21 protein-coding genes are annotated in these 24075 nt (G+C 68.1%); 13 read left to right on the forward strand and 8 right to left on the reverse strand.

Annotated features, from left to right (window positions below):
- Positions 1-416: 416 nt before the first annotated feature.
- Genes ACH4TV_RS29835 through ACH4TV_RS29870 form a run of 8 tightly spaced genes read left to right on the forward strand, consistent with a single transcriptional unit; the run spans position 417 to position 8153 of the window.
- On the forward strand, positions 417-1412 hold the full coding sequence (locus tag ACH4TV_RS29835; RefSeq protein WP_398403427.1) for a hypothetical protein: 996 nt from the start codon (positions 417-419) through the stop codon (positions 1410-1412).
- Positions 1409-1999, forward strand: coding sequence for a hypothetical protein (locus ACH4TV_RS29840; RefSeq protein WP_398403429.1), 591 nt, complete (start codon positions 1409-1411; stop codon positions 1997-1999). Before ACH4TV_RS29835 ends, ACH4TV_RS29840 begins: the two co-directional genes overlap by 4 nt.
- Entirely contained in the window at positions 1996-3522 is a 1527-nt protein-coding gene (locus ACH4TV_RS29845) for a glycogen synthase (RefSeq protein WP_398403431.1), read from the forward strand. Before ACH4TV_RS29840 ends, ACH4TV_RS29845 begins: the two co-directional genes overlap by 4 nt.
- A gap of 2 nt (positions 3523-3524) precedes the next feature.
- A complete protein-coding gene (locus ACH4TV_RS29850) occupies positions 3525-4145 on the forward strand; it encodes an SIS domain-containing protein (protein WP_398403433.1) in 621 nt (206 codons plus the stop codon).
- Positions 4139-4735 (forward strand): D-glycero-alpha-D-manno-heptose-1,7-bisphosphate 7-phosphatase, encoded by a 597-nt coding sequence (locus ACH4TV_RS29855; protein WP_398403435.1) that lies wholly within the window; start codon positions 4139-4141, stop codon positions 4733-4735. Before ACH4TV_RS29850 ends, ACH4TV_RS29855 begins: the two co-directional genes overlap by 7 nt.
- The gene (gene galT / locus ACH4TV_RS29860) at positions 4732-5913 is read left to right on the forward strand and encodes a galactose-1-phosphate uridylyltransferase (RefSeq protein ID WP_398403437.1); all 1182 of its coding nucleotides are present in this window, start codon (positions 4732-4734) and stop codon (positions 5911-5913) included. The genes ACH4TV_RS29855 and galT overlap by 4 nt, the downstream gene beginning before the upstream one ends.
- Positions 5900-6919, forward strand: a complete 1020-nt coding sequence (locus tag ACH4TV_RS29865; RefSeq protein WP_398403439.1) for a hypothetical protein — start codon at positions 5900-5902, stop codon at positions 6917-6919. Before galT ends, ACH4TV_RS29865 begins: the two co-directional genes overlap by 14 nt.
- A 10-nt stretch (positions 6920-6929) precedes the next feature.
- A complete protein-coding gene (locus ACH4TV_RS29870; protein WP_398403441.1) occupies positions 6930-8153 on the forward strand; it encodes an MFS transporter in 1224 nt (407 codons plus the stop codon).
- Positions 8154-8208: 55 nt separating this feature from the next.
- Here the strand turns inward: ACH4TV_RS29870 and ACH4TV_RS29875 are convergent, their stop codons facing one another.
- From ACH4TV_RS29875 to ACH4TV_RS29905, 7 genes are all read right to left on the reverse strand, one after another.
- Positions 8209-8886, reverse strand: a complete 678-nt coding sequence (locus tag ACH4TV_RS29875; protein WP_398403443.1) for a LuxR C-terminal-related transcriptional regulator — start codon at positions 8884-8886, stop codon at positions 8209-8211.
- Positions 8887-9083: 197 nt separating this feature from the next.
- On the reverse strand, positions 9084-10145 hold the full coding sequence (locus ACH4TV_RS29880; RefSeq protein WP_398403576.1) for a C45 family autoproteolytic acyltransferase/hydolase: 1062 nt from the start codon (positions 10143-10145) through the stop codon (positions 9084-9086).
- Between the two features lie 2 nt (positions 10146-10147).
- Positions 10148-10762, reverse strand: a complete 615-nt coding sequence (locus ACH4TV_RS29885) for a GNAT family N-acetyltransferase (protein WP_398403445.1) — start codon at positions 10760-10762, stop codon at positions 10148-10150.
- Positions 10763-10767: 5 nt separating this feature from the next.
- A complete protein-coding gene (locus tag ACH4TV_RS29890; RefSeq protein ID WP_398403447.1) occupies positions 10768-12330 on the reverse strand; it encodes an AMP-binding protein in 1563 nt (520 codons plus the stop codon).
- On the reverse strand, positions 12327-14288 hold the full coding sequence (locus tag ACH4TV_RS29895) for a class I tRNA ligase family protein (RefSeq protein ID WP_398403449.1): 1962 nt from the start codon (positions 14286-14288) through the stop codon (positions 12327-12329). Before ACH4TV_RS29895 ends, ACH4TV_RS29890 begins: the two co-directional genes overlap by 4 nt.
- Before the next feature lie 49 nt (positions 14289-14337).
- Positions 14338-15408 carry an NAD(P)/FAD-dependent oxidoreductase gene (locus ACH4TV_RS29900; protein WP_398403451.1) on the reverse strand — a complete coding sequence of 357 codons (1071 nt, stop codon included), beginning with the start codon at positions 15406-15408 and terminating at the stop codon, positions 14338-14340.
- On the reverse strand, positions 15405-16772 hold the full coding sequence (locus ACH4TV_RS29905) for a lysine N(6)-hydroxylase/L-ornithine N(5)-oxygenase family protein (RefSeq protein WP_398403453.1): 1368 nt from the start codon (positions 16770-16772) through the stop codon (positions 15405-15407). Before ACH4TV_RS29905 ends, ACH4TV_RS29900 begins: the two co-directional genes overlap by 4 nt.
- Positions 16773-17015: 243 nt before the next feature.
- Between ACH4TV_RS29905 and ACH4TV_RS29910 the strand changes: the two genes are divergently transcribed.
- The 5 genes from ACH4TV_RS29910 (at position 17016) to ACH4TV_RS29930 (ending at position 21758) form a co-directional block, all read left to right on the forward strand.
- A complete protein-coding gene (locus tag ACH4TV_RS29910; protein WP_398403455.1) occupies positions 17016-17288 on the forward strand; it encodes an acyl carrier protein in 273 nt (90 codons plus the stop codon).
- 254 nt (positions 17289-17542) lie between these two features.
- On the forward strand, positions 17543-17983 hold the full coding sequence (locus tag ACH4TV_RS29915; RefSeq protein ID WP_398403457.1) for a hypothetical protein: 441 nt from the start codon (positions 17543-17545) through the stop codon (positions 17981-17983).
- The gene (locus ACH4TV_RS29920) at positions 17980-19203 is read left to right on the forward strand and encodes an acyl-CoA dehydrogenase family protein (protein WP_398403458.1); all 1224 of its coding nucleotides are present in this window, start codon (positions 17980-17982) and stop codon (positions 19201-19203) included. The genes ACH4TV_RS29915 and ACH4TV_RS29920 overlap by 4 nt, the downstream gene beginning before the upstream one ends.
- Positions 19204-19206: 3 nt before the next feature.
- Complete coding sequence (locus ACH4TV_RS29925) at positions 19207-19986, forward strand: 4'-phosphopantetheinyl transferase family protein (RefSeq protein ID WP_398403460.1); 780 nt, start codon at positions 19207-19209, stop codon at positions 19984-19986.
- 8 nt (positions 19987-19994) lie between these two features.
- Complete coding sequence (locus ACH4TV_RS29930) at positions 19995-21758, forward strand: carbamoyltransferase (protein ID WP_398403462.1); 1764 nt, start codon at positions 19995-19997, stop codon at positions 21756-21758.
- 745 nt (positions 21759-22503) lie between these two features.
- Here ACH4TV_RS29930 and ACH4TV_RS29935 read toward each other — a convergent pair.
- The gene (locus ACH4TV_RS29935; RefSeq protein WP_398403464.1) at positions 22504-23274 is read right to left on the reverse strand and encodes a hypothetical protein; all 771 of its coding nucleotides are present in this window, start codon (positions 23272-23274) and stop codon (positions 22504-22506) included.
- Between the last annotated feature and the right edge of the window lie 801 nt (positions 23275-24075).

A 24075-nucleotide genomic window follows, 5' to 3' on the forward strand; every position in this document is an offset into this window, starting at 1 on the left:
GCGAGGGAGGTGCGGCCCCGGACCCACGCATGTCCGGGCGGCGGACGAGCCTCGGCGCGGCAGTGCGGGGCCGGCGCGAGCGAGGCCCCGCACAGGCACCGTACGGCCGCGGACCGGCCGCGGACCGGCGCCGTCGGTCCTCGGGAGCAGGCCCGCCCGGCGGTACAACCGGCTCCGACCTCTGGCGACGCGGTCACCGCGGAGAGCTTGGACCGCCGCCAAAGCGCGGCCCGAGTGGTGGACAAGGGGCTATACCCGAAGCGGCTCCTTGTCGGTCTCCCCTGCCCGTCGGTAGCGTCGCCCGTGGCCCTGCCGGTCGTACCGACCAGTCTGCGGGCGGGCAACCCGGCGGTGCTCCTCCCTCGTGGACGGCTGTGCCGTCGACTGCCACACGAGCCGACCGAGGGCGGGGGACAGTGACCGAGGGCCCGGAGTTCACCGATGCGAGTTGTTATCACGCGGCGTTCGCAGTCCTCCTGAAGTCCACGGACGAGCGGGCGGACCCGGTGGCCGTCATCGGAGGAAGTGCTCTCACGGGGGCATGGCTGGACGACAGCGGTCTGCTGGTCTTCGGCGATCCGCTGTCGGTACTGTCCGTGGCCTTCGACCGCTGGGACCTTCCGCTGGACCGGCACCGGGTGGACGGAGCGGCGTCCTGGGAGGCGGCGGAGCGCGCCATGGGTCGTGGTCAGACCGTCGCGGCCGCCGCGGACCCCTTTCATCTGCCCTACTACTGGCCCGCGTACGGCCGAAGCCACGACCTGCACACCGTCGTCCTGCGGGACCTCGACCCGAAGGCGGAAACCGTACGTCTGCTGGACGCGGGTGAAGAGGTCTTCTTCGACGCCAGAGTCCCGCTCGCCGAGGTCAGGGCGGCCATGTACGCGGACAACCACGGCCAGTCGTGGGTGGAGGTCACCGCGAGTTCACGCCCACCGGAGCGGCCCGCACCCGAGCCGACCGCCGAACTCCGGCGGCTGGCAGACGAGTTGGCCGGTCAGGCCGGCCGATGGATCAGCGGGACCGGGCTCGTCGAGGCGCTCACGAAAGGCCTCGACGACTACCTGGACGCCGTACGCGACCGCACCCGGCCACGCGACGACGCCCCGTCGCCGCACCGCCTCGGCCGTACCCTGCCGCTGGGCCTGCTCTGGTACCACCACACGCTGCGCTGGCTGGCCCGACACCTCGAACTCCTCTCACAGCCCGCCGAAACGGTGGAGGCCGTCCGCCGGGCGGCCCGCGACCTCGTCGTCGCGAACGGCCTCATGACGCGCATCGGCATCCTCGCTCCCGGGGCTCCCCGGGCCGCGGCCTTCCGGTCCGAACTGGAGTCCCGCCTCGCACGTATGCTGCGCGACCTCACCGCCGTCGCCGCAGAGCTGACCGGCCGTACCGGAGCAGCGCTGTGACCGGCACACAGCCGTGGATCACCGGCCCGGCGCTGGACCTCTCGGAACACCGCAACAACACGGCCTGCTGGGCTCCGGGTGCGGGGGCGTCCGACGGCTTCGACGGCTTCGGACGTGCTTTTCCCGCCCATGCCCTGGAGCCGCACGAGCGGGAGCTTCGGTTGCCTTCGGGCTTCGGGCGAGGGGAAGCGGACAACGTGACCTGCGAGGGTCAGACAGTGTCGGTCGGCGACGAGCCGACGGTGATCGCGATCCATGTGGTCGGGGCCGGAACCCAGGGAGTGGTCCGCGAAGTGTTCCGCCTCCACCCCGCCGGTACGGGAACACAGGGCGCCGATGTCGCCCTGCAACTGGGCGACTTCCTGACCCGTGGACACGTGCCCGGTGCGAGGTGTTACCAGCAGGCCGACTTCCTGTACGACACCGGGGGCCGCCCCGAACCGAGCGTCTGGCCCCGGCTGTGGCACGCCACCGCCCGGCTCGCCGAGCCGGTCGTGTGCGCCCGGGTGGACCTGCCCTTCAACCCCGACCTACATCTCTTCGGTATCTGGCTGACACCGGCCGACATCCAGGGACGTACGCCATGAGATGTCTCTATCTGACCCAGGAACTGGCGCCCTTCTTCGCGGAGGGAGGGCTGGGGCTGACCTCCCGGGCGCTGCCCGCCACTCTTCAGCGTGCGCACGGGCTCGTACATGACGTGTTCCTGCCGTACTACCCGCGGCTGGTGCGCGAGCAGGGGCTGCGGACCGAACCGGTGCTGCGGTTGCCGGAGTCGAGTGTGGGCGGCGTCGTGACCGAACCGGTCGTCGAGAGACTGCTCGGTACCGGCGACGGTCCGGAGGTCCTTCTGCTCAGGGCGGACGAGTGGTACGACCGCGAGGGCATCTACCGCGACGGGCTGTACGTGGAGTTCCCGGACGCCGGGGATCGTGCGGCTTTCTTCGGTCGCGGCGCCGCGCAATGGGCACACAGGTCCGGACGGCACTACGACCTGGTCCACGGCAACGACTGGCAGTCCGGAGCGGCCCTGGCCCATCTGCGCGCGCAGCGGGGTACGAAGGAGTCTCCGGCACTGCTTCTCAACATCCACAGCGCCCACTATCGGGGTGAACTCCCGCCCGAGCGGCTGCCCGCCCTGGGACTTCCGCCCGAGTACGCCGACTCGCTCACCCGGTGCACCGGCGAACCACCGAGCCTGCTGCTGGCCGGCCTGCTGGCCGCGGACGCGGCGACGACCGGAAGTCCCGGCTACGCGAGGGAACTGACGGACGATCTCGCGGGAACGGCGCTGGCCGACGCCCTCGGCAGACTGGAACTGACCGGGATCGTCGCGGGAGTGGACACCCGGATCTGGAACCCGGGAACACCCGGCCGGGCCTCGCATCCGTACTCCCCCGCCACCGTGGAGGCGGGCAAGCGGGAGAACAAACGGGCTCTGCAGCGACGGCTGGGGCTGACACCCGATCCAGCGGTGGCCCTGTTCGGCGTCTGCTCGCGGCTCGTGTGGGAGAAGGGCACCGATCTGCTGCTGGAGGGCCTGGAGCCGCTGGTGACGGCGGGTCGAGCCCAACTGGTGGTGGTCGGGCCGGGTGACGACGTCCACCTCAAGGCTCTCGCCGACCTCATGGCGACCGCCCCCGGCGCGGTCCACCACAGCCCCGCGTTCGACCAGGGTCTGGCCTGGCAGGTCTACGCGGGATCCGACTTCTCTCCCATGCCCTCCCGGATGGAGCCCTGCGGGCTCAACCAGCTGATCTCCATGGCCTACGGCACCATTCCCCTCACCACGCCCGTCGGGGGTCTGCGCGACACGGTGACGGATCTGACCGCCGACGCGTCCCGCGGGACCGGGCTGGTCGTCCCGGAGCACACCGCGGAGGCGGTCCGGAACACGGCTGAGCGCGCGGTGCGTCTGCTCGCCGACCGCAGCGCCGAGGTCACGGCGCTGCGGCGACGGCTGATGGAGCAGGACTGGAGCTGGGAGCGCAGCGCGCGGGAGACGGCCGCTCTGTGCACCGAACTGGTGGAGGCCGTCCGACAGCCCGGGCACCACACCTCTCGCGGCACCATCCCCCGGACATCTCACATTAGAGAACAGGCACCCTGACTATGGGAAACAACGACGACCGCCATTCGGACGTCCTCGACTACCTACGCGGGCTCAAACAAGCCATCGACGAGATCTCGCCACGCGATGTGGTCACAGTGGCCGAGCTGCTGGAAGAGGCGTACGACAACGGTCGCGCCATCTTCACCTGCGGCAACGGCGGCAGCGCCGCGACCGCATCACATTTCGCCGTGGACCTGGCGAAGAACACCCGCTGCGACGGAGCCCCTCCGCTGCGGGTGCACTCGTTGGTCGATCACGTCGCCGCGCTGACCGCGTGGGCCAACGACGTGGGCTACGACGTAGTCTTCAGCGGACAGCTCGACGGACTGGCCGGGCCGGGTGACATCGTCATCGGGATCAGTACGAGCGGCAATTCGGCGAACGTTCTGAACGCACTGCGCGCGGCCCGGAAGCTGGGTGCCCGCCCGGTGGGTCTGCTCGGCCCGTCCGGCGGCCAGGCCGCGGAACTCTGCGACCACTGGATCGCGGCTCCGGCCCGTTCCATCGAGGAGCAGGAGGACGTCCACATGTCGCTGGCGCACATCCTGACCCGGCACATGCGCGATCACATCAAGGCCCGGGCGTCGATGGTCTCCACGGCGCCGGGCACTCCGTGGTGATCGGCCGCCCCGCGGTCTTCCTCGACCGGGACGGCACCCTGACGGAACCCCGCCACTATCCGAGCAGCCCCGAGGACCTGGTTCTGAGCGCGGGAGTCGGGGCACCGCTGCGTGCCCTGTACCGGTTGGGCGTGGCACTCGTGGTGGTGACCAACCAGTCAGGAGTGGCCCGGGGGCTGTTCGGCCGCCCGGAACTCGATGCCATGCACCGGCATCTGCGGGACCGTCTCGCCGAGCTGGGCGTGCCCCTGGACGCCGTGCTGGACTGCCCGCACCACCCCGACGGCGTGGTGACCGCCCTGGCAGTGACCTGCGACTGCCGCAAACCGGCCCCCGGCATGCTCCTGCGCGCGGCACGGCAGCTGGACCTGGACGTGGCCGGCTCGTGGATGATCGGCGATTTCGACAGCGATGTCGAGGCCGGACGCCGGGCGGGCTGCCGTACAGCGCTGGTGCGTGCGGGATCGGACGACGGCTCGTACCCGTCGTCCGGTCGGCCGGACCTGCGCGTGCCGAGTACCGAGCAGGCTCTGTGCCACATCGTCGGCCTGCACACGGCGGCACGCACCATGGTGAAGGAACACTCGTGACCCGGGCGCCCGGCTCGTTCCGACGGGGCGACGGCCGTTGGGTCCACGTGTACGCCGACGGCTGTCACGGCTCGCCCCCACGCGACCTGGCGGAGTCCTCCGCGCCGACGACGGCCGGGACACGCTCGCGGCTGCGCTGGGACGCCGTGGCCGAGGAATGGGTGGTGATGGCCGCGCACCGGTCGCGGCGTCCGTTCCACGCCGAGTCCCTGTGTCCGCTGTGCCCCGCGCCGGCATCGGAGGAGTGGGAGACCGAGGAGTGTGAGATCCCGGGAGGTGAGTACGACGTCGCGGTGTTCGACAACCGGTACCCCGCGTTCGCCGGCCTCCCCCTGCGTACGCCGGTCCCCGGCGCCCCCGGGCTGCTGACCGACGCGCCCGCGGCCGGAGCCTGCGAAGTGGTGTCCTTCGACAGCGGCCACACACGGACCCTGGCCGAGCTGCCGCTGCGCCGCCTCCGGACCGTGATCGGGGCGTGGGCGGACAGGACCCTCTTCCTGAACGACCGCCAGGACATCGCCCAGGTCGTCTGCTTCGAGAACCACGGTGCCGAAGTCGGGGCCTCGCTCTCTCATCCACACGGTCAGATCTACGGCTATCCGTTTCCGCCGTCCAGGTTCCGGCAGATGCGAGAGGCGGCCAGGCGGGTCCGGGACGCTCGTGGGACGTGTGTCTTCTGCGACATCGTGGCGGCCGAGTCGGCGGCGGGCGAGCGTGTGGTGGTGGCCGGCCGTCGGTGGATCGCGATCGTTCCCTTCGCGGCCCGATGGCCGTTCGAGGTACATCTCTTCGCCCGTCGTCATCTACCGGACCTGCCCGCCCTGGACGAGGAGGAGCGAGCGGAACTGGCAGTCGTCTACCGCTCGGTGCTGCGGCGTTTCGCGGCGGTGGGCGAGAACCCCCTGCCCTACATGGCGGTGTGGGTACAGGCTCCGGCCCGGCAGGACCGCGAACTCAGCCACCTGCACGTTCAGATCTTCTCCGACCGCGGCGCCACGGGACGGGTCAAGCGGCTGGCGGCGGGCGAACTCGGTACCGGAGCGTGGGTCAGCGAGGCCGACCCCGAGCAGGCCGCGGCGGCGCTGAGGAAGGCGGACCCGTCGTGGCGGCAGCCAGACGGAGTCCGCACGGCCGGGGACGGATCGCGGCAGCGAGGGGGACACCATGTGGGTCAGTAGCGCTCCTCTGCGTATCTCCCTGGCCGGTGGTGGAACCGATCTGCCGAGCTACGCCCGCCGGTTCGGCGGCACGGTGCTGGGCGCGACGATCGATCTGCGCGTAACGGTGGTGGGCCGGGAGGGGCCGTCCGGATCGGGTATTCGCGTCTGTCTCGACTCCTGCGGTCGGCCGGAAACGGTGCACCGGATAGCGAATCCCTACGCGCGTGAAGCCGTGCGGCGCCATTGGCGCGGAGGCCCCCTGGAGCTGGCGTCCTTCGGGGACGTGCCCGGCGGTACCGGGCTCGGCAGTTCCGCGGCGTTCTGTGTGGCCCTCACCGCGGGCCTCGCCCAGCCCTCTCCCACGGGCGCGGCCCTGGCGGAGGCCGCGAGTGACATAGAGATGACCGGACTGGGCCGCCCTGTCGGCAGGCAGGATCACTACCTGGCCGCGCTGGGCGGTTTCCGCCTGCTGCACTTCGCCAATGACGGCGGTGTCGAGACCGAGGACGTCGAGGTCCCGGGTGCCACCCGGCACCGTCTGGACGAGGAACTGCTGTTGTTCTTCACGGGTACCACCCGGGACACCGGATCGGTGCTGGCGGACCAGCACACCAGGGTGGACAGAGGCGACGCCGACACAGAGCGGAGGCTGCACGAGATCAAGGACATGGTCCCGCCCGCGGTGGCCGCGCTGCGAAACGGCGACCCGGCCACGCTCGGCCGCCTGCTGGGCCGGCACTGGGAGCTGAAGCGTGAGCTCGGCCGTCGGGTGACGTCGCCCGGTGTGGACCGCGCCTACCAGCACGCCGTGGAGGCCGGCGCCATCGGCGGCAAGCTGCTCGGCGCGGGCGGCGGAGGCTACCTCCTGCTGTACACCGAGGTGGCCGCACAGCCCGATGTGCGCGCCGCCATGGCCGCGTTGGGGCTCGCGGAGCAACCTTTCCACTTCGATTTCGCCGGTGCGAGCCTGACACGGCTCCCGGCGGCGTCGGTCACCACCGACACCCGACGCGTCAATCACTAAGGAGAGCCACTTGCTAGCGCCGTACCGCCGTCTGTTCTCGGCACGAGGGAGCATCGCGTTCACCATGGCGGGGTTCTTCGGACGCCTTGCCCTGGCCATGTACGGTGTGAGCACCGTCATCATGGTGGCTACCCTGCGTGACTCCTACACTCTGGCCGGCGCCGTGGGGGGCGTTTCGCTCGCCGCCACCCTTATCACGGTCCCGCGGATCAGCCGGCTCATCGATCAGTACGGTCAGACCAGAGTCGCCGTTCCCGCCGCCGCGATCTCGGCGCTGGGGTCCGTCGCACTGGTGCTCTGCGCCCATAACGGAGCACCGGTGTGGACTCTTTTCGTGACCGGATCCCTCTCCACGGCTCCCAACGCTGGCGGCCTGGTGCGAGCGCGCTGGGCCGAGATCTACCGGAACGACGAGAAGTCGCTCCACGTGGCGAACTCCTTCGAACAGGTGCTGGACGAAATCTGCTTCATCCTGGGCCCCATCATCACCGTCGCCCTGTGCACAGGGCTGTTCCCGGAGGCGGGCCGCCTGGCGGCCGGGGCGCTGACGCTGGGCGGCACGCTCCTACTGGTGGCTCAGAAGTCGAGCGAACCCCCTGTGCAGGAACTCGACAAGACGGCCAAGTCCCCGCTGCGCAACCGTGGGCTGCAGGTCGTCATGGTCACCCTGTTCCTCACCGGCACGACCTTCGGCTCTCTGGAGATCGTCTCCGTCGCGTACACGGAGGAACTCGGACACGCGTCGTCGGCGGGTGTGGTGATCGCCCTCCAAGCGGTGGGGTCCGCCGTCGCCGGATTCCTGTTCGGGCTGGTGACACCCAGGGGCCATAACACCACGAGGCTTTTGACCGGGCTGTTCGCGATGGGCCTGCTGATGCTGCCGCTCCAGTTCGCGGAGAACCTGCCCGCCCTCTGTCTGCTGATGTTCGTCGCGGGCATGGCGAACACCCCGACCATGGTGACCAGCATGACCATGGTGCAGGAACTGGTTCCCCGGGCGCAGATCAACGAGGGCATGGCACTGGCGGTCACCAGCATCCTGGGCGGTACCGCTCTGGGTTCGGCGCTGGCGGGTCTGGTGGTCGACCGGGTGAATCCCCTCACCGGATACTGGATGGCACCGGGCGCCGCGGCACTGGCCCTGATCGTCACTGCGGCGGGCCGGCGTCGGATCAGGGCCGCTGAGCACAGGCCGGAACCCACGGCGGAGGAGCCCCAGCCGGCCGAGGCCTGATCCGGCGGCCCGCGCCCGAGGACAGGGTGCGGCGTGGGGCTCAGGGAAGGGCCGGTCAGACCAGCCCTTCCCTGAGCGCCGTGATCACGGCGGCCGTCCGGTTGGGTGAGCCCAGCTTCAGGAGGATCGACCCCACGAGGCGTTTGGCACCGTGGGTGGATATCCCCAGAACCCTGGCGACCTGCTTGTTGCTCAGCCCCTTGGCGAGCAGACCGAGCGTCTCGGTCTCCCGCGGGGTCAGCGAGACCTTGCGGGCCCCTTGACCCACCACGCGAGTCCGGGTCTGACTGCCGGAGAGCAGCCGCCGGGCCAGCGTGGTCGGCATCGGCATCTCGCCGGCCAGCGCACGGTGCAAGGTGTCGTCGAGCGAAGACGCGGTCAGTTCACTGAGGGCGAGGAAGCCGTCGACCGGAAGAGAGACGAAAAGTTCGCTGTACCGGTCGTACGGCGCCTCACCGAGCACGAGGACGGCCGGTAATGGCTCGTGGTTCTCCCCGCTGCGGGCGCCGAGCAACTCCCACTGCTCCAGGCTGACGACGAGGACGTGGAAGTCGCCCGAATCCACTTGCTGGGACCAGTTGGAGGCGTCGCAAGTGGCGACGTCGCCCACCCTGGCGAGTTGCCGCAGCACTGCCTCCAGGCCCGCCTCGACCACGGGGTTGTCGACCAGAAGGATCACATTGCAGGTGCGTACTCCGGGTCGTACCGGAGCGATGTCCTCAAGTTGCGTCACGGCTTCCCTCGTTCGTCCACCCGTACTGTCAGCCGTGATGCTGACAGTGGTTGAACCGCCGGTCAGGGTAGTACGCCCCCCGTCCGACGCCCCGTAATGTTAATTCCCAGGCAAAGGGCCTGCAATCGCTTTCATGGTCTTACATGCATCTTGCAGGCACAAGATCAGACACCAAGGGCCTTGCTGAACACGGCAGTTCACTCCAGCTTGAACACCTGTGTACCGCTCTGGGCGGGGTCCCCGGGCCGTATGTGCAGTTCCCCACGCGACGGCACCATGACCACTGCGGCGACGGTCCGCTCCGCGCGCACATCGCCCCGGTCCGGGACCCGGATGGGTCCGGTGGCGAGCAGCGCGAAATGCTCCTCCGGGTCCGCCGACGGCGCCAGTTCGCCCAGCCCGTCCCGTGCGGCTCGCAAACGGCGCAGCGAGGACCTGCGGGCGAAAACGTTCAGGCCATCGGCCCGGGCAAGGTCGGGATGCAGGAAGTGATTGGTGTGTACCACCTGGCGTTCGGCCGTCACCACCCTGATCTCGTTGTCGGACATCTCCACGTATGCGGCGCCGGCCGGGTCGCAGAGAGTGATCGACCGCGAGCTCGCGAGCGGTATCAGTCTCCGAAGGATCGAAATCGCCTGTTCGACACTCGACGCGCTGTCCAACAGGTGGCGAATGGCGAGATAGGGGGGAAGTCCCGGACCCCATCGGCCCCCGAGCACGAGGTTGAGTCCCACAGCGAGCCCGTCCGTGTTGATCCCCAGGTAGCCGAGGAGCCCCCCGAAGCTCAGCACCAGGGCCCGGCGGCCCGAACCCGTCCTGCCGACGTCCAGGACACAGATCTGGTCGTCGAGATTGCCATTCAGGTCGACGGTCTGCGCCAGAACCGTCGGTCCGGTACGACCCGGCGGGCAGATCGCGTACGTGGTGCAGTCGCCCGCGGTAGGCACCCGGCGGTACCCCATGATCTCGCGGCGGAGCTGGAGCAGGAGAGCCTCGTCCGCACTGAGACCGGCGCCCTGGGCCAGTCCCATGATCTCGTCCAGGAGTTCTGGTGCGGTGGCCTCGATCGCGGCGCGGTAGCCGGCCATACCTGGACTCAGCTCCGCCAACGAGGTTTCCTTCGGCAGGACGAGGTTCAGGCGGGCGACGCCGTCATCCAGAAAGGCTCGAAGGGCCTCGGCCCGGTACTCGCCGTGCCGCACCCCGAGGTCGAAGGGACTGCCGGTGGCGCGCACGAACGGCAGTGACCGGTCGGCCACGGTCAATGCGGCGAACCTGGCGCGGCAGGTCGCCCCTTCGCCGACAACCGGCGCTTGACAGCGGGCCATTCCGCGCGCAGGACGCTGTAGAAGACGGCGTCACGGCGTCGGCCGCCGGGCATGGGGTTGAAGCTGCGCAGGACACCCTCCTCCTGTGCGCCGATGTTGCTGAGTCCCTTCCTGGCCTGAGTGTTCAGCTGGTCCGTCTTGAACTCGACGCGCTCGACGCCGAGTCGCTCAAAGGCGTGCTCCAGCAGGAGGTACTTGGCGCAGCCGTTGATGCCGGTGCCGTGGAAGTCGACGCCGAGCCACGACCAGCCGATCTCGATCCGGCCGTCGCTCTCGGCCAGGTTTCCGAAGCTCATGCTGCCGGCGGTGCGGCCCGTGCTCTTGTCGGTGATGACGTATACGGTCCGGCGTCCGGCGTCCTGGTCCGCGAGCATGGCGTCGAAGAGTCGCTCGAAGTCCGCGTCGGACTCGACTCTGGAGACGAAATAGCGCCAGATCCGCGGGGCCATCGCGACGGCCCGCAGCGAGTCCCGGTCTTCCGGAACCACGGGGCTGAGCAGCACGTACTCGTTTTCCAGCGGTTCCTTGAGGAATTCGTTCCAACTCATAGAAGTCACCCTTCCGATGATGTCCTGACCGGTTCGGGATACACGCCCCCGCTGTCGTCCTCGACCTCCGAGCGGTACGCGTCGAGGATGTCGCCGCGCCTGGGCTTGTACTGGGAGGTGAGCAGACCGTTCTCGATGCTGAAGGGGGAGCGGGCCACCACCGCCCTTCTGATCCGGAAGTCCTTGCCGAAGGCCGCGTTGGCCTCGGCGAGCCGTTCGGCGATCGCCTGCTCGTCGCCCGTTCCCGGCCCAGGGGACACCACAGCAACCAACGCGGCCCTGTTCGGGCAGAAGAGAACGCACTCCTCGATCGCCGGGCTACCGCGAAGGAACTCCTCGATCGGTCGGACATCGATTTTTCTGCCGTTCTCCAGGACCAGTACGTCGTCCCCCCGGCCACGTATGAAGAGGAAACCGTCGCCGTCGAGGTAGCCGAGATCCCCGGTTCTGACCAGCCCGTCCTCGCCGAACACACGCTCTGACTCGCCGGGCGCCGCATGGGCGTACGCCACGTTCACCGGGTGTGCGCTGCGCACGCTGATGACACCGTCCTCGTCGAAGAGGACCTCCTTGCCGCGCACGACACGCCCCACGCTGCCCACCCGATGGGCACCGGGGTGGTTCTTGGCCACGATGCAGGTCTCGTTCAGGCCGTAGCCCTCGTAGAGGGGCAGGCCTACCTCGTCGTAGAAGCGCAGCATCGCCGCGTCGGCGGGTGCCGACCCCGTCCACAGGTAGCGGATCCGTCCCCCGAACACCCGGGACGCCTCCGACCGGAGCTGGTCGCCGGTGGGCGCGGGTGTCGGGACAGCCCGCTCGGACCACGCCTCGATCCTCCGTCGCGCCAGTTCGTAGAAGGCCGGCACGCCCATCACGACTGTTGGCCGCGCACGCCTGAGTGCGACGAAGGAGTCGGCGTACGACGTCACGGTCACGTCGTGTCCGAAGCGCAGGGCAGAGTAGATCCAGTACCGCTGCTGGAGCAGTGACAGCGGAAGGAACACGAAGAGGTTGTCCCCCGGGCGATGGGAGAACATCTCCTGAACCGCCCCTATGGAACCGTCGATGCTCGCGACGGTGGCTGCCAGTGCCTTGGGTTCTCCCGTGCTTCCCGAGGTGAACTTGAGCGTCGTGGTGTCCTCAGGGCGATACGTGACGGGAGGTGGCACGTCGCGGCTGTCCAGGTCGGCGGCAGCCCGCGCGACCTCGGTCAGCTGCCGCACCCCGGGGGTGTCCGACGGCTGATCGGTGAACAGGAATCTGAGGCGGTAGCGGTCCAGGAGTTCAGGCGTGGCGTCGAACTTCCCGTGTTCGAGGCCGGCGATGACCACACCGAGCCTCAATCCGGCCAGGTCCAGCAACACCCACTCCAGGCAGTTGGCCGCGAGCACCCCGATCCGGTGTCCCCGCCGGGCTCCCAGATCTGCCAGGAACCGTGCCACCCGGCCGACCTGTTGGTACAGCTCGGTCAGTTCGACGGACTGTGTCGAACCCCGCCGGTGCAGAGTGATCCGGTGACCGCGGGCAGGAGGAACGGAGACGATCCGGTTGATCACCGTCTCGTTCACGAGGGATCCCCCTCGTGAACGAGACGGAAGAAGACCTCCTGGCTAAGGTGGACGCGGCTTCCGGCTCTCAGCAGTTCCACATCCTTCGGCCAGGCCGATGGCGCGGCTTCACCCAAGGCAGCGGCAAGCCTGGCGGAGAAGCGCGGCATAACCGGAGCGGCGCCGTGGGCCAGCAGCCGTGCCGCCGCGAGTTCCAGGGCGGTCGCCGTACGTGCCTCGGCGCGCCAGGCGCCGTGACCCATCAGTGTCGCGTTCTCGGCGCGGTTGAAGCGGATAGAGTCCTGGACGATGCCGTCGAGCGCAGCCGCCGCATCATTGAGCGAGAACCTGTCCTTGCCGAGACTTGTTGTCAGTTCGGCAAGCCGGTCTCCCAAGCGACTGAGGAAGGCGCTGTGCTCCGGGGTCCATCTCCCGGCATCCGGTGCCTCACCCGCGTACTCCTTCTCCACCCGGTCACCAAGGGCGTTCAGCCATGCCTGCCAGCCGCCGAGCAGCGTCTCCCGCAGGACGGCCTCGTACGTCTTACGTTCGAAGTTCGTACGTCGCCCCTCGGGCCGCGTGAGCGAGAGGTGGAAGCGCACCGCGTCCACGGTTTCGGGACTCAAGATCTCCTTGCCCCAGATCGCGTGCCGGCGGCTGGTGGAAAACTTTTCACCCTCAAGCAAATAGAACTCATTGACGTGGTAGTCGATTCGCGGTGTCCATGAGGGGAAGGCGAGCCGGTAGAGGGCCGGGTAGAGGATTCCGTGGTAGAAGCTGTTGTCGTAGCCGAAGAAGTGGACCAACTGCCAATCAGTCTGCGGGCTTTCGGCACGCCAGTTCTCGCCGAGGCCGCGCCCGAGCAACTCGATGCCATGCAGAAATCCGTACGCCATCTCCGGCCAGACCCAGATGACTTGGCCGGGTGTCCCGGACTCCGCTGGTGACACCCCCCAGGAGGAGGGGTGGGTCAGCGCCACATCCAGTGCATACCGTTCGGAGAGCCGCTCCGCGAGCTCGCGCAGTCGGGCGGGTACCCGGCCTGATCCGTGATGTTCCATCAGGTGGGAGCGCAACATGTTGTGCAGCGAAAGGGAGAACCGGGTGGCGGTGCCAACCACGGGAGGTGCCGTCGACTGGGAGGCCCTCGGGTCGACGAGGTCGGCGCAGTGATTCGGCTCACCGCACTCCTCGCATATGTTGCCGCCCGCCGCAGACAGACAAGACGGACAGACACCGTGCACATCCACCTCGTAGAGATAGCGGCCGGTTTCGGCGTCGAAGAGGGCGTCGCCCTCTTTCGGTGCGACCGCTCCGGAGTCGACCAGCCGGGAGAAGAACGCCCTTAGGCCGTCCGGATATGTGGGGTCCTGGTTGGTGGCGGTGTACTGGTCGGGCTCGATGTCCATCAGCTTCAGTGTGGCGGCGATTTCGGCGCTGTAGTGCGCCGAGGTCTCCGCTGGCGTTCTACCCTCGCGCCGGGCAGCGTCGACTACGTAGCTCTGGAAGTCATCACTGCCCGTAAGGTGCCAGGCGTCGACCCCGTTCAGACGCTGGAACCGCACGAACACATCCGCTCCCAGGTACGGGCCGGACAGGTGTCCGAGGTGGAGGTCACCGTTGGGGGTGGGCGGGGTGGAGAACACGAAGACCGGGCGGTCGCCGAACACGTGGTGTGCCCGGTTCTTCACCACGCCGGCTGTCCGCTCCGCGTCACGCCAGTACAGGCTGAGGAAGACCAGATCGGTGGCGGAGGTGTTCTCGATCATGTGCGCCTCGAATGGGTCGAACGACACGACCGTGCCCGCCGAGACCAGGTGAGGTTCGCCGTTCACAAGGACGGTGCCCTCACCGGCGACGATAACGATCGTCTCACTCTCGTCATGTCGGTCCATGTCCGACCTGGAGCCTGGCGGGACCCTGGCCCAACTGGCACCGACCCCGAGTCCCTCCACCGCGCCCATGTCGATCCCGAACATGGCTCGCAGGGCAGTCGAGGTGTAGGTACTGATGATCACAAAGCGCTCCTCATACAGTCGGTGGCGCCAATACGTCGGCGACCTGCGCGGCGATGGCGGGTGCCATCCGGTATCCGGAGCCATTGGCGGCGCCGGCAAAGAGGAGACGACGATCGCCACTCAGATCGCGCACTTCCGGTTCCCGACTGCTGCTGTACGCGTCGCAGAAGACCCGGCCCGCGGCCGGACCTTCGGCGAGCGGCTGGGCGTAGCGGCGCAGGATCGTCCGTGCTTCGTAGAGGTCCTCTGCAGACAGTCCGGTGGGGGCGGCGTCCGGATCGACGTCCCACTGCCGGCAGGTGTAACTGAAGAGCCAGTGACCCCGGTTTCGCAGCGGAAGCAAAAACGCGTCCTCGTCCTCGAAGACGACGACCGGATCGTCCGGCGCGGGCCGCTCGGCGAGGTGCAGGGCGACCACCTTTTTCACCCGGGCGGCCAGCGGCGCCACCAGCCCCTGCCAAGCCGGATCAGCCAGCCAGGGACCCGGCGCCAGCACCACCCGGTCCGCCACCAGGTGTTCTCCGTTGCTGAGGCGCAGCAGCACGTGGTCCGAGCGATGCTCGACCGCTTCGACGCGGATGCCCTCACGGATACGGACCCGCTCCGGCAAGGCGTCGGCAAGTGTCCGGGACAGGGCGCCGACGTCGGCGTACTGACAGCCGTCGCCCTGCCACATCCGGGACTGCGACGGCAGCGGCCCCAGGCAGGCTGGTGCGGTGGAAAGGCTGGTCAGGCCGGCGCCGTCGAGATAGTGCTCCCGCAGCAGCGGGGCCCGGTCGGCCGAGGCGACCACGGTCATCGGCATCGCGTGGATCGGCAGGGCGTGTCCGGTGCGGGCCGGCCAGTTCTCCGCCAGACGCCGGTAGAACTCCTGGCTGTACTCCGTCATCGCCCGGATTCGCGGGGTGGCCCCACGGGGGAAGTGCAGTCCGGCCGATCGTCGGCTCGCTCCGCTGCCTATGGCGTCCCGCTCGACGAGCACCACTGAGGCCTCGGCAGAGCGGCAGGCGATTTCCCTGGCGATGAGGCATCCCACGATGCCGCCGCCCACTACGGCGAAATCAACGTGGCCCGCGTTCATCGCGGGTCTCGTGTTCGGGAAGACTCAGGAGAGGCCCACTCGATGAAAGAGGGCAGCTGACTGTCTGTACGCATCCCCGCGATGCGGTCCAGGATGCGCTGACTACGCCATGCGTTCAGGCTCAGATTGCGGTCGGCGAGTCCGCGTTGGCGGTGGGTCGCGTTCTGGAAGAACACGTTTCGATCGGCCGGGCCGTCCCAGCGCACCGCGAAATCCGCGTCGATCCGGAACTCGCGGCCCTCGCGTTCCATGCGGTGTGCGATGGGGGCGAGGAAGTCGAGTGGCGCCTGCTGAAATCCGGTGGCCCACACGATCACGTCGGCGGTGAGCGTCTCCGTGGCGTTGGGGTCCTCGTGATGCACCGTCGTGAGATCCCAGCCGCGGTCGTCGTCCCCTGTCACCTCGACCACCTCGCGGCTGGGCAGCAGGCAGGTCACATCCTTCGCTCCGGACAGGAACCGCAGGCGATATATCTGCTGGTAGACAGCACGGAGTGTCGACTCCGAAATGCCGTCGCTGGTCAGAACGTGCCGGGTGATGAACCCCTCGCGAGCATGACGCGGCAGATCGAAGAAGTGATCCGCGTGAGAGGGCGTGTAGTAGTCGTTGGTGAACGGCGAGTCGTCGATCGGGAAGTAATTCGCCCGGCGGGAGACCCAGGTGACACGTTGCGGACGGTCGCCGTCCGAGCGGGAGATCAGATCGAGGAACGCCTCGGCCCCGGATTGTCCGCCACCGACGACGCAGACCCTCTTGCCGCCCATGTCCTGGGCCCGGCCCAGGAATTCGCCCACATGGAACTGGGTGGCGCCCAGGAGATGCTGGGCCTGCGGTGGCACCCAGGGCGCCCTGCCGACTCCCACCACGATGTTGTCGGCGGTGACCGTCTGCTTGGTCGAGTGCACGGTGAAACGGCCGTCGAACTCGACCCGCAACACGCGCTCACCGAACACGACATGGCGATTCTTCCGGCTGGCCCAGTCCAGGTAGTCACGGAACTCCTGCCGAGGCACATCACTGAACTGAGCGTTGAGGAAGTGATGGATCCGCCCCTGCTCGTGCAGGTAGGCGAGGAAGGAGAAGGGGTTGGTGGGATCGGCAAGTGTCACCAGGTCCTTGAACAACGTCACTTGCAGAGAGGACCCGGCGATCTGCTGGCCGTCGTGCCAGCTGAAGGCCGGCTTGCCGTCCAGGAAGAGGTGAGGCAGCGCGGGATGCCGGCACAGCAGGGAAGCCAGGCTCAGGTTGGCCGGCCCGACCCCGATCCCGACACACGTGTAGTGAAGTCGTTCGGCGGCGGCACCGTCATGTCCGCCGGCCAGGGCACGCGTGCCCGTGTCCAGCCTTTCGGGGAGAGGTTCCATCTGACGACCACCACGGCATTCAGGCTTGGGACTGGCTCCCCGGTCCCCACCGGGAGTCGAGGAATTTCCGCTTCAGCTTTCAACACGGAGCCGCACCGCGGCAGCCCCTCCTTGGGCTATGCCTGATTCGTCAGGTCCCTGGAGCGTCCTTCCGAGCCTTGTGCGACCCCGGCGCCCCCGAGAGGTTGAAGCAAGTCGCCGTCACCGGAGTGACAGTTCGCAACCGCTACAGGGAGGTTGAGGGTGAGCGCAGCAGCCAGTCCCCAAGACAGCCGTGACATAGCCGCCGAGGTGACGGGGTCACTCGCCCGCATGCTGGGCCGTGCGCCCGAGACGTTCTCACCCACGACCCGCCTGGTCCAGGACCTGGACTTCGACTCCACCAACGTTCTCGAACTGCTCATGCGCGTGGAGGCCGACCTGGGGGTGGAATTCGATCCGGATACCTTCGGGCCGAGCGCCTTCGAAACCGTCGACAGCCTCGTCGGCTACGTGCGCCGCCACCTCGACGCCTAGTGGCCTCGATGCCCTTCACGCCGGCGTACACACCGGACCGGATCTACGATACGGCGCGGTCTCATGGCCTCCGCATGGCACTCACCGCCCAGCATAGTGCCCTGAGCGAGGGCATCCCTGTACTCGGACCCGGTGGGCACGCTGTCGTGCCTGCGGCTCTCGACCGGAGCGCGGCTCTCGCCCGGACACCTTCCGGGCACCGCGTGCCCCTACGCGCGGAACCGCTCTCCGCGCCCATCCTGGTGGGCGCCGACATGGCCGCGTTGCGCTGCGCCGATATGAGCGGCATGGCCACCGCGGTGCCCGACGCCGCGTATCACCAGTGGTGCGAGGCACTCACCTGGCTGCGCCTCGGGCTGTGCGACCGGCTGCTGGACATCGTTCTCGCCCATCTGTCCGAACGGAGTTTCGATGGTGAGCCGTTGCTCCGGCAGCAGTTGCTGAAGGGATCTCTGGCCGACGTCGAGATCGAGCGCCTCGAGTTGCTCAGCGTGCTGGCCACCACAGCTTCCGGCTCCTGGGAACTTCCCACTCTTGCGGTACTGCACGAGCGCATCACGGACAACGCGCGGACACTCCTGCACCTGTGCGGTGCTCACGGATTCACCCTCGAAGAACCTGGCGTGCTGGCTTACACATCCGAATTGCTCAGTGACGTGTATCTGGGCACGTGCGACGTGGGCGCGGCGATATGAGCGACGTGGAAATGGAGGAGAAGGAGCTCTCCTCTCTCCGGCGGCAGGCCAGGGAGTGGGCCAAGGAGATGCGGTCGCACTCTCTGGTCTGGGACGCCGCCGGTTCCGGAGTCACCACGCACCACCGGCCTCCGGAACTGGAACTGCACACCGCGTTGGCCACCCTCTCCGTCCCCGAACGGTACGGCGGCACACCCGTGCTGGTGCGGGGTCGGCGCCTGCGCACCATGTCGGCTCTGGAACGGGTCGTCCTCTATGAGGAAGGCGCCTGGGGGGACGCGGCCCTGTTGATGGCCGCGCCGGGAGCATTGACGGCCGGCCCGGTCGTGGAATCGCTCGGCGACCGTACCCAGCAGGACTGGTTCTACGAGCGGCTGCTGGGCGGGGCGGCCTGGAGTCTGCTGGCCATGACCGAGGCGGCACACGGGTCGGACGCGGGCGGGATGCGGAGTTCCCTGAGCCCTCTCGCTCGAAGCCGGACGACGGACGCCACCGGGTACAGCCTGAACGGAGCGAAGACCTACGTGGGCAACGCCACCCGGGCGGGCACCGGCGTGGTGTTCGCCCGCACCGGCGAAGGGCCACTGAGCTTGCGCGCCGTGCTGGTGGAGACGGACGCGCCGGGCTTCGCCTCCGCGCCCGTGGCGACAATCGGACTGTCCGGTGCACTGGGACGCCTCACGTTCGACGCGGTCGAGATCGACGCCGAGCGGGTGCTCGGGCAGCACCTGTCACCCGTCAAGCGGGGCATGTGGGGGTGGCTGCGGGCCTTCAACCTCCTGCGAGTGGCCGCAGCGGCGATGGGCGTGGGAATCGCCCGGGCCGCCCACGAATACGCCAGGGAGCACCGTTCGACGCCCAGCGCGCGGGAGCGCGACCGTCTGGACCGGATGGCTCACCGCATAGACACCGTGCGACAGCTGACCTACCAGGCGGCCCGCGCGGTCGACGCCGACCCCGGCCACGGACACCTCTCGGCCGCGGCCAAGGTCGGTGCGTCCCGGCTCGCCGAGCGGACCACCCTCGAAGTGCTCCGCTTCTTCGGCTGCGGCGCCCGCCTAAAGCACCCGCTGCTCGACAAATGGGCCAGGGACGCCCTAGGCCTCGAATACATGGAGGGCACGTCCAACATCCAGAGACTCCAGGTCTTCAACACGCTCGCCCGGGGCGGCCCCGCCGCCGCAGGTCCGCCGCCGTCTCCGTCTCCTGGGACGGGGTGAACCATGGGACGTGCCCCGGCGCCGCCCGCCCGTCTCTCGCTGCCCGCCCATGACCTCGCGCACCTCTGGTGGATCGCCCTGGACGGTCAGGACCCCTATGAATGCGACAGGCTCTTCGACGTGCTCGATCCCTCCGAGCGACAGCGCTGCGGGAAACTGTCCTCGCCCGGCAGTCGTGTCCGTTTCACCGTCTCGCACGGTGCCGCCCGCTGCGTCCTGGCCCGCTACCTCGGCATACGACCGCACAACATCCGGACGACCACGAGCCGGTGGGGCAAGCCCGAACTCGACGGGATCAAGCCGATCCTGCGCTTCAACCTGTCCCACGTCGACGGGATCGCCCTGCTGGCGATCGCACGTACCCGCGAGATCGGGGTGGACATCGAGCGCCGCCGCGACGCCGAGTTCGTGTCGGCCGTGTCGGCCCGTCACTTCGCGCGGAATGAGGCGCGTTGGCTGGCCGCCACACCGTGCGGCCGGCGTGAGGCTGTTTTCCTGCGCCTGTGGACCCGCAAGGAAGCGAGCGTCAAAGCGGTGGGGGGCCGACTGGGCGACGGTCTGCCCCTCCCGGTCGCGGGCCGGTGCCGCTCCCTGGTCGTCCCGGCCCCGGGGAACCGGACCGGTTCGCTACGGTTGCGTGACATACGCGCTCCACGCGACCACGCCGCGGCGGTGGCACTGACGGGAGCGCTCCCGTTCCGGGCCGTACACCACTGGTGGCGCCCGGAGTTCACGGAATCAACCGGTGCCGCAGTGGCTCCGGCGATCACACGACAAGGGTGATGAGCTGAATGATCATCATGGGCCTCAGCGGCCTTCCCCACGCTCAGGATCGGCTGGCCAGGGACACTCCGGCCATCGATCGTCTCGACGCACGGAACTGTCAGGGGCTGGACAGCGCGGCCGCCCTAGTGGTCAACGGCAGGGTGGTGGCCGCCGCGGCCGAGGAGCGCTTCTCCGGTGACAAGGGAACCGGGCGACTGCCCCTGGGCGCGATCGACTACTGTCTGGCGGCGGCAGGCATCGGGCCACAGGATGTGGACGTCGTCGCACACGGCTTCAACTACGACCGTTACCGGCGGGTCTTCGCGGGATCCCTGGACTACTTCGACCAGGTACTGACGGGCCGTACGGTGGTGGACGGCCTGAGCAAACACGGCTGGGACGGTGTCGCCGACCGATTCCAGCCCGTGGATCACCATCTGGCACACGCGGCTTCCGCATACCTGCCGAGCGGCTTCGGCTCCGCGCTGTGTGTGGTCTCGGACGGGATGGGTGAAACTGAGTCGCTCTCGGTGTACCACGCGCAAGACGGGCAGTTGGAGAAGCTGCTCAGCCAGCCGATCTCCGCTTCGCTCGGCTTCCTCTACTCGATCTGCACCCGTTTCCTGGGCTTCTCCTCCAACTCCGACGAGTACAAGGTGATGGGCCTGGCGGCCTACGGAGATCCCGCACCGTACCGCGCTCTGTTCGCGGATCTGGTTCAATTCGACACTGAAACCGGTGGTGTGCGGGTGAACTGGCCGCGTGGAAGCCTGCGTTCACCCGAGCTCGGCTATCCGAAGGCCATGGCCTTCCTCGCGAAGGCGGCCTTTCCGGTGGCCAGCCAGGAAAACGGCCACCGGCCCGAACACGCGGATTTCGCCGCAGCGCTCCAGGCGAGACTCACCACCGTCCTGACCGAGCTGGTCTCCTACTGGCTCGCCAGGACGGGTGAATCGTCTCTGTGCCTGGCCGGCGGGACCTTCCTCAACTGCAAGGCCAATCAGTCACTGTGTGATCTGCCGACTGTCGACCGAGTCTTCGTCCAGCCTGCCGCTGGCGACGACGGAACATCCCTGGGTGCGGCACTGTACGCCTCGCATCAACGGGGGGTGCCCTACGTCGGCCCGTCCAGCGGATTCGACCCCTACTCGGGGCCTTCGTACAGCACCGAGCAAGTACACGAGGAACTGGAACGCGCAGCGTCCCGTCGCTTCCGCTGGCGCCATGTGGGTCTGACCAGTGAGTATTTCTCCGCCGCGGCCGCCGACCTCGCCGCCGATCGCATCATCGGCTGGTTCCACGGACGTATGGAGTTCGGTCCGCGCGCCCTGGGTAACCGCTCGATCCTCGGCTTGCCAAAGGGAGATCGGATCAAGGAACGCATCAACAGCATGGTGAAGTTCCGTGAGCCGTTCCGGCCCTTCGCCCCGGCGGTACTGGAAGAAGACTGCGACAGGATTTTCCAGACCCGCAGGCTGTCCCCCACGGCATACATGCTGTGCACGGCGCAGGTGCGCGACGAGCACCGATCCGCCGTCTCCGGCATCGTTCACGCTGACGGTTCGGCGCGTGTCCAGGTAGTTCGCCACGAGACCAACGATGTCTTTTGGACCCTGCTGAGCGAGGTCAAGAGGCGAACCGGGTTCGGCTGTGTGGTGAACACGTCGTTCAACGTGAAAGGACAACCCCTAATTATGGCTCCGTCCATGGCCATCGAGACGTTCCTGAGGACATCCATGGACCGTCTCTACATTGAGGGGTTCCTCGTGGAGAAGACAAGCGACCAGTAAGACGGGCATCTGTCTCGGCCTCGCCCTCAGCCTCGGAATCCTCTGCGCCTGGTGGACGCGCCGTCGCCTGACCTGACGCGACGTTCAGATCGTGTTGTATAGAATCGATAAAACCATGGCGCCCCGATCAGCGACTACCACCCGCACCACAATCCGCCCGATGCACCGACGCCGCACAGATGGCCACCACTTGGCCACCCCACCCTCCGCGGACACTGTCCAGCCATTCAGCAGTACATAAGAAAACCGCAGGTCAGAACCACGCATGCGGACCACAGACGCGCAACCACTGCCAGATAGTGAACCTCTGACCTACGCATTACATGCAGAGCCTCAAGAAGCCCTCGGCACGCACATTCCAAGGTCAAGAAATCGAAGAAACCGCAGGTCAGAGGCCTGACCTGCGGTATTCTTTGGAGCCGCCTTCGGGATTCGAACCCGAGACCTACGCATTACGAGTGCGGGGCTCACCGAAGCCATCGGATGCCGCCCGAGCATCAACGACCCAACCCCACAGGCGTCTCACGCAGCATGGGATACGTTGTCATCAGCCCCCGACAAGAAGTCCCAAAAAAAGTCCCTGACGTGATTCAAGGCAAGCCTGGGTATATCAAAACCGCAGGTCAACCCCATGATCACCAGCCGCCCGCATGTCCGTCAAGTACAAGGAGACGGCCCGGGGTGGGCTTGCGGTGAACATCATCGAGTGCTGAGGGGGTGGCCCTGACCAGCGCGTTCGTCACTTTCAGCGGGGTAGGCCGAGCGACGGGAAAAGGTCGAGGAACGGCTGGGTGGTGACACCGAGTCCCCGGGTGAAGGGATCGTCGAAGTCCCAGATCAGGAACAGCAGAAAGGCGATCAGCGCGCTGAACGCCCCTGCCAGCAGCAACTCCCGCGCGGACCGGCGGATCTGCAGGGTGAAGATCATGCCCACGGTGACCACGGCACCCGCTATCAGGCCGAACCACACGAGGCCGGGCATCGTCGGCCCCGTGTTCTGCCCACGGATGTTGCGGGCCTCGTCGGCCTCGGCGACAAGATCGACCATGGACTGGTACGTCTGGCTCTCGAGGTCGCTCTGCGGGACGCGGGTCGTCACGTCGTGGCGTACCTTTCCGAGCAGTTCCGCCCCACGCGGAGAAAGGGCGCCGTGCTCCCGCATGTGCGGCCACTCGGTGTCGACGACGTAGGTGACGTAGGCGTCGATGTCGGTCCGGACCTGGTCACGCACCGCGGCCGGGTAGACCTGCGCACGCGCGCTCATCTCGTGGAGCGCCTGGGCCTCGTTGAACGCGTTGTCCTGCGCGGTGTTCCTGGCCTCCCATACGCCCGAGATGGCGAGGCCGAGGACGATCGCGTAGATCACGCCGATCATCATCGCCATGTACTCGATGACGTCCGGGGTCTCGGACGGGTCGTCGTCTTCTCCGACCCGTCGCTGCTGCAGTACGACAACTGCGATGACTATGACGCACGCAGCCGCCATGGCGATGGCGAGCACCACCCACTCCGACATGCATAACTCCCTTGAAGAATTTGATCGACGAGTACAGGGACCCGGCGGGGTCAGGAGCGTCCGGCGCGCCGGGACGAACGTGAACGTGGGCGCAGAGCGACGGCTACGAGCAGCGCGGGAACCGTGATCACCAGCATCGTGGTGACCATGGATGATCTCTGACCGTCAGGAGATGAGGACGCGTCGCGGCGGCTCGGGACGAGGTACGTCTTCGCGGGCCGCGGGGAAGCGCCACTCTCACTTGCCTGTGCCGACGGGGCGGTCGATGCGAACGCCTTCGGGGCGCGGACCGTCTTCGCCGAGGCGGAAGACAGCGATGCGGACGGAGTCGGCGTGGTGGACGGGCCGGGCTGCGGGCGGGCCGCGCTCCCCGCCGGGACCGGTGTCACGGGGGAGGACGGCGCCGGAGTGGAGGGCGGCGCGGGAGTGGAGGTGGGCGCCGCAGTCGACGAGGGCGCAGGAGTGGACGGCGACGTGGAAGGGGAAGGTGGTGGGGAAGGGGAGGGTGGCGCCGACGGTGTCGGTTCGGGGCAGTCCGGGAGATGCACGGGTGGGCCATTCGGCGGCAGGTGCAGCGAGGCTCCGAGGTCCACCCCCACTGTGCCGGGAAGCAGGGGCAGTTCAAGAGCCAGACATATTCGGACCCCGATACCGGGACGGTCGTTTTTGGAGCCTTCGTCGACGGCCCCGCCCGACGCACCGACAAGAAGCGAGCACAGCACAAGAGTTCCCACCGCTGCCCCGGCACGTCGAGTCGTCCACCTGGCTGTCCGGCGCCTGTTGAGGTGCAGGGAAACGTCG

The organism is Streptomyces sp. NPDC020898 (assembly GCF_044333925.1).
Taxonomy (GTDB): domain Bacteria; phylum Actinomycetota; class Actinomycetes; order Streptomycetales; family Streptomycetaceae; genus Streptomyces.

Bases quoted from the DNA above. Each gene is read 5' to 3' on its own strand.
- ACH4TV_RS29905 (WP_398403453.1), bottom strand. From the start codon at position 16,772: ATGGAACCTCTCCCCGAAAGGCTGGACACGGGCACGCGTGCCCTGGCC.
- ACH4TV_RS29895 (WP_398403449.1), bottom strand. From the start codon at position 14,288: ATGTTCGGGATCGACATGGGCGCGGTGGAGGGACTCGGGGTCGGTGCC.
- ACH4TV_RS29885 (WP_398403445.1), bottom strand. From the start codon at position 10,762: ATGAGTTGGAACGAATTCCTCAAGGAACCGCTGGAAAACGAGTACGTG.
- ACH4TV_RS29935 (WP_398403464.1), bottom strand. From the start codon at position 23,274: ATGTCGGAGTGGGTGGTGCTCGCCATCGCCATGGCGGCTGCGTGCGTC.
- ACH4TV_RS29930 (WP_398403462.1), top strand. From the start codon at position 19,995: ATGATCATCATGGGCCTCAGCGGCCTTCCCCACGCTCAGGATCGGCTG.
- ACH4TV_RS29850 (WP_398403433.1), top strand. From the start codon at position 3,525: ATGGGAAACAACGACGACCGCCATTCGGACGTCCTCGACTACCTACGC.
- ACH4TV_RS29845 (WP_398403431.1), top strand. From the start codon at position 1,996: ATGAGATGTCTCTATCTGACCCAGGAACTGGCGCCCTTCTTCGCGGAG.
- ACH4TV_RS29920 (WP_398403458.1), top strand. From the start codon at position 17,980: ATGAGCGACGTGGAAATGGAGGAGAAGGAGCTCTCCTCTCTCCGGCGG.
- ACH4TV_RS29865 (WP_398403439.1), top strand. From the start codon at position 5,900: ATGTGGGTCAGTAGCGCTCCTCTGCGTATCTCCCTGGCCGGTGGTGGA.
- ACH4TV_RS29925 (WP_398403460.1), top strand. From the start codon at position 19,207: ATGGGACGTGCCCCGGCGCCGCCCGCCCGTCTCTCGCTGCCCGCCCAT.
- ACH4TV_RS29915 (WP_398403457.1), top strand. From the start codon at position 17,543: ATGGCCGCGTTGCGCTGCGCCGATATGAGCGGCATGGCCACCGCGGTG.
- ACH4TV_RS29900 (WP_398403451.1), bottom strand. From the start codon at position 15,408: ATGAACGCGGGCCACGTTGATTTCGCCGTAGTGGGCGGCGGCATCGTG.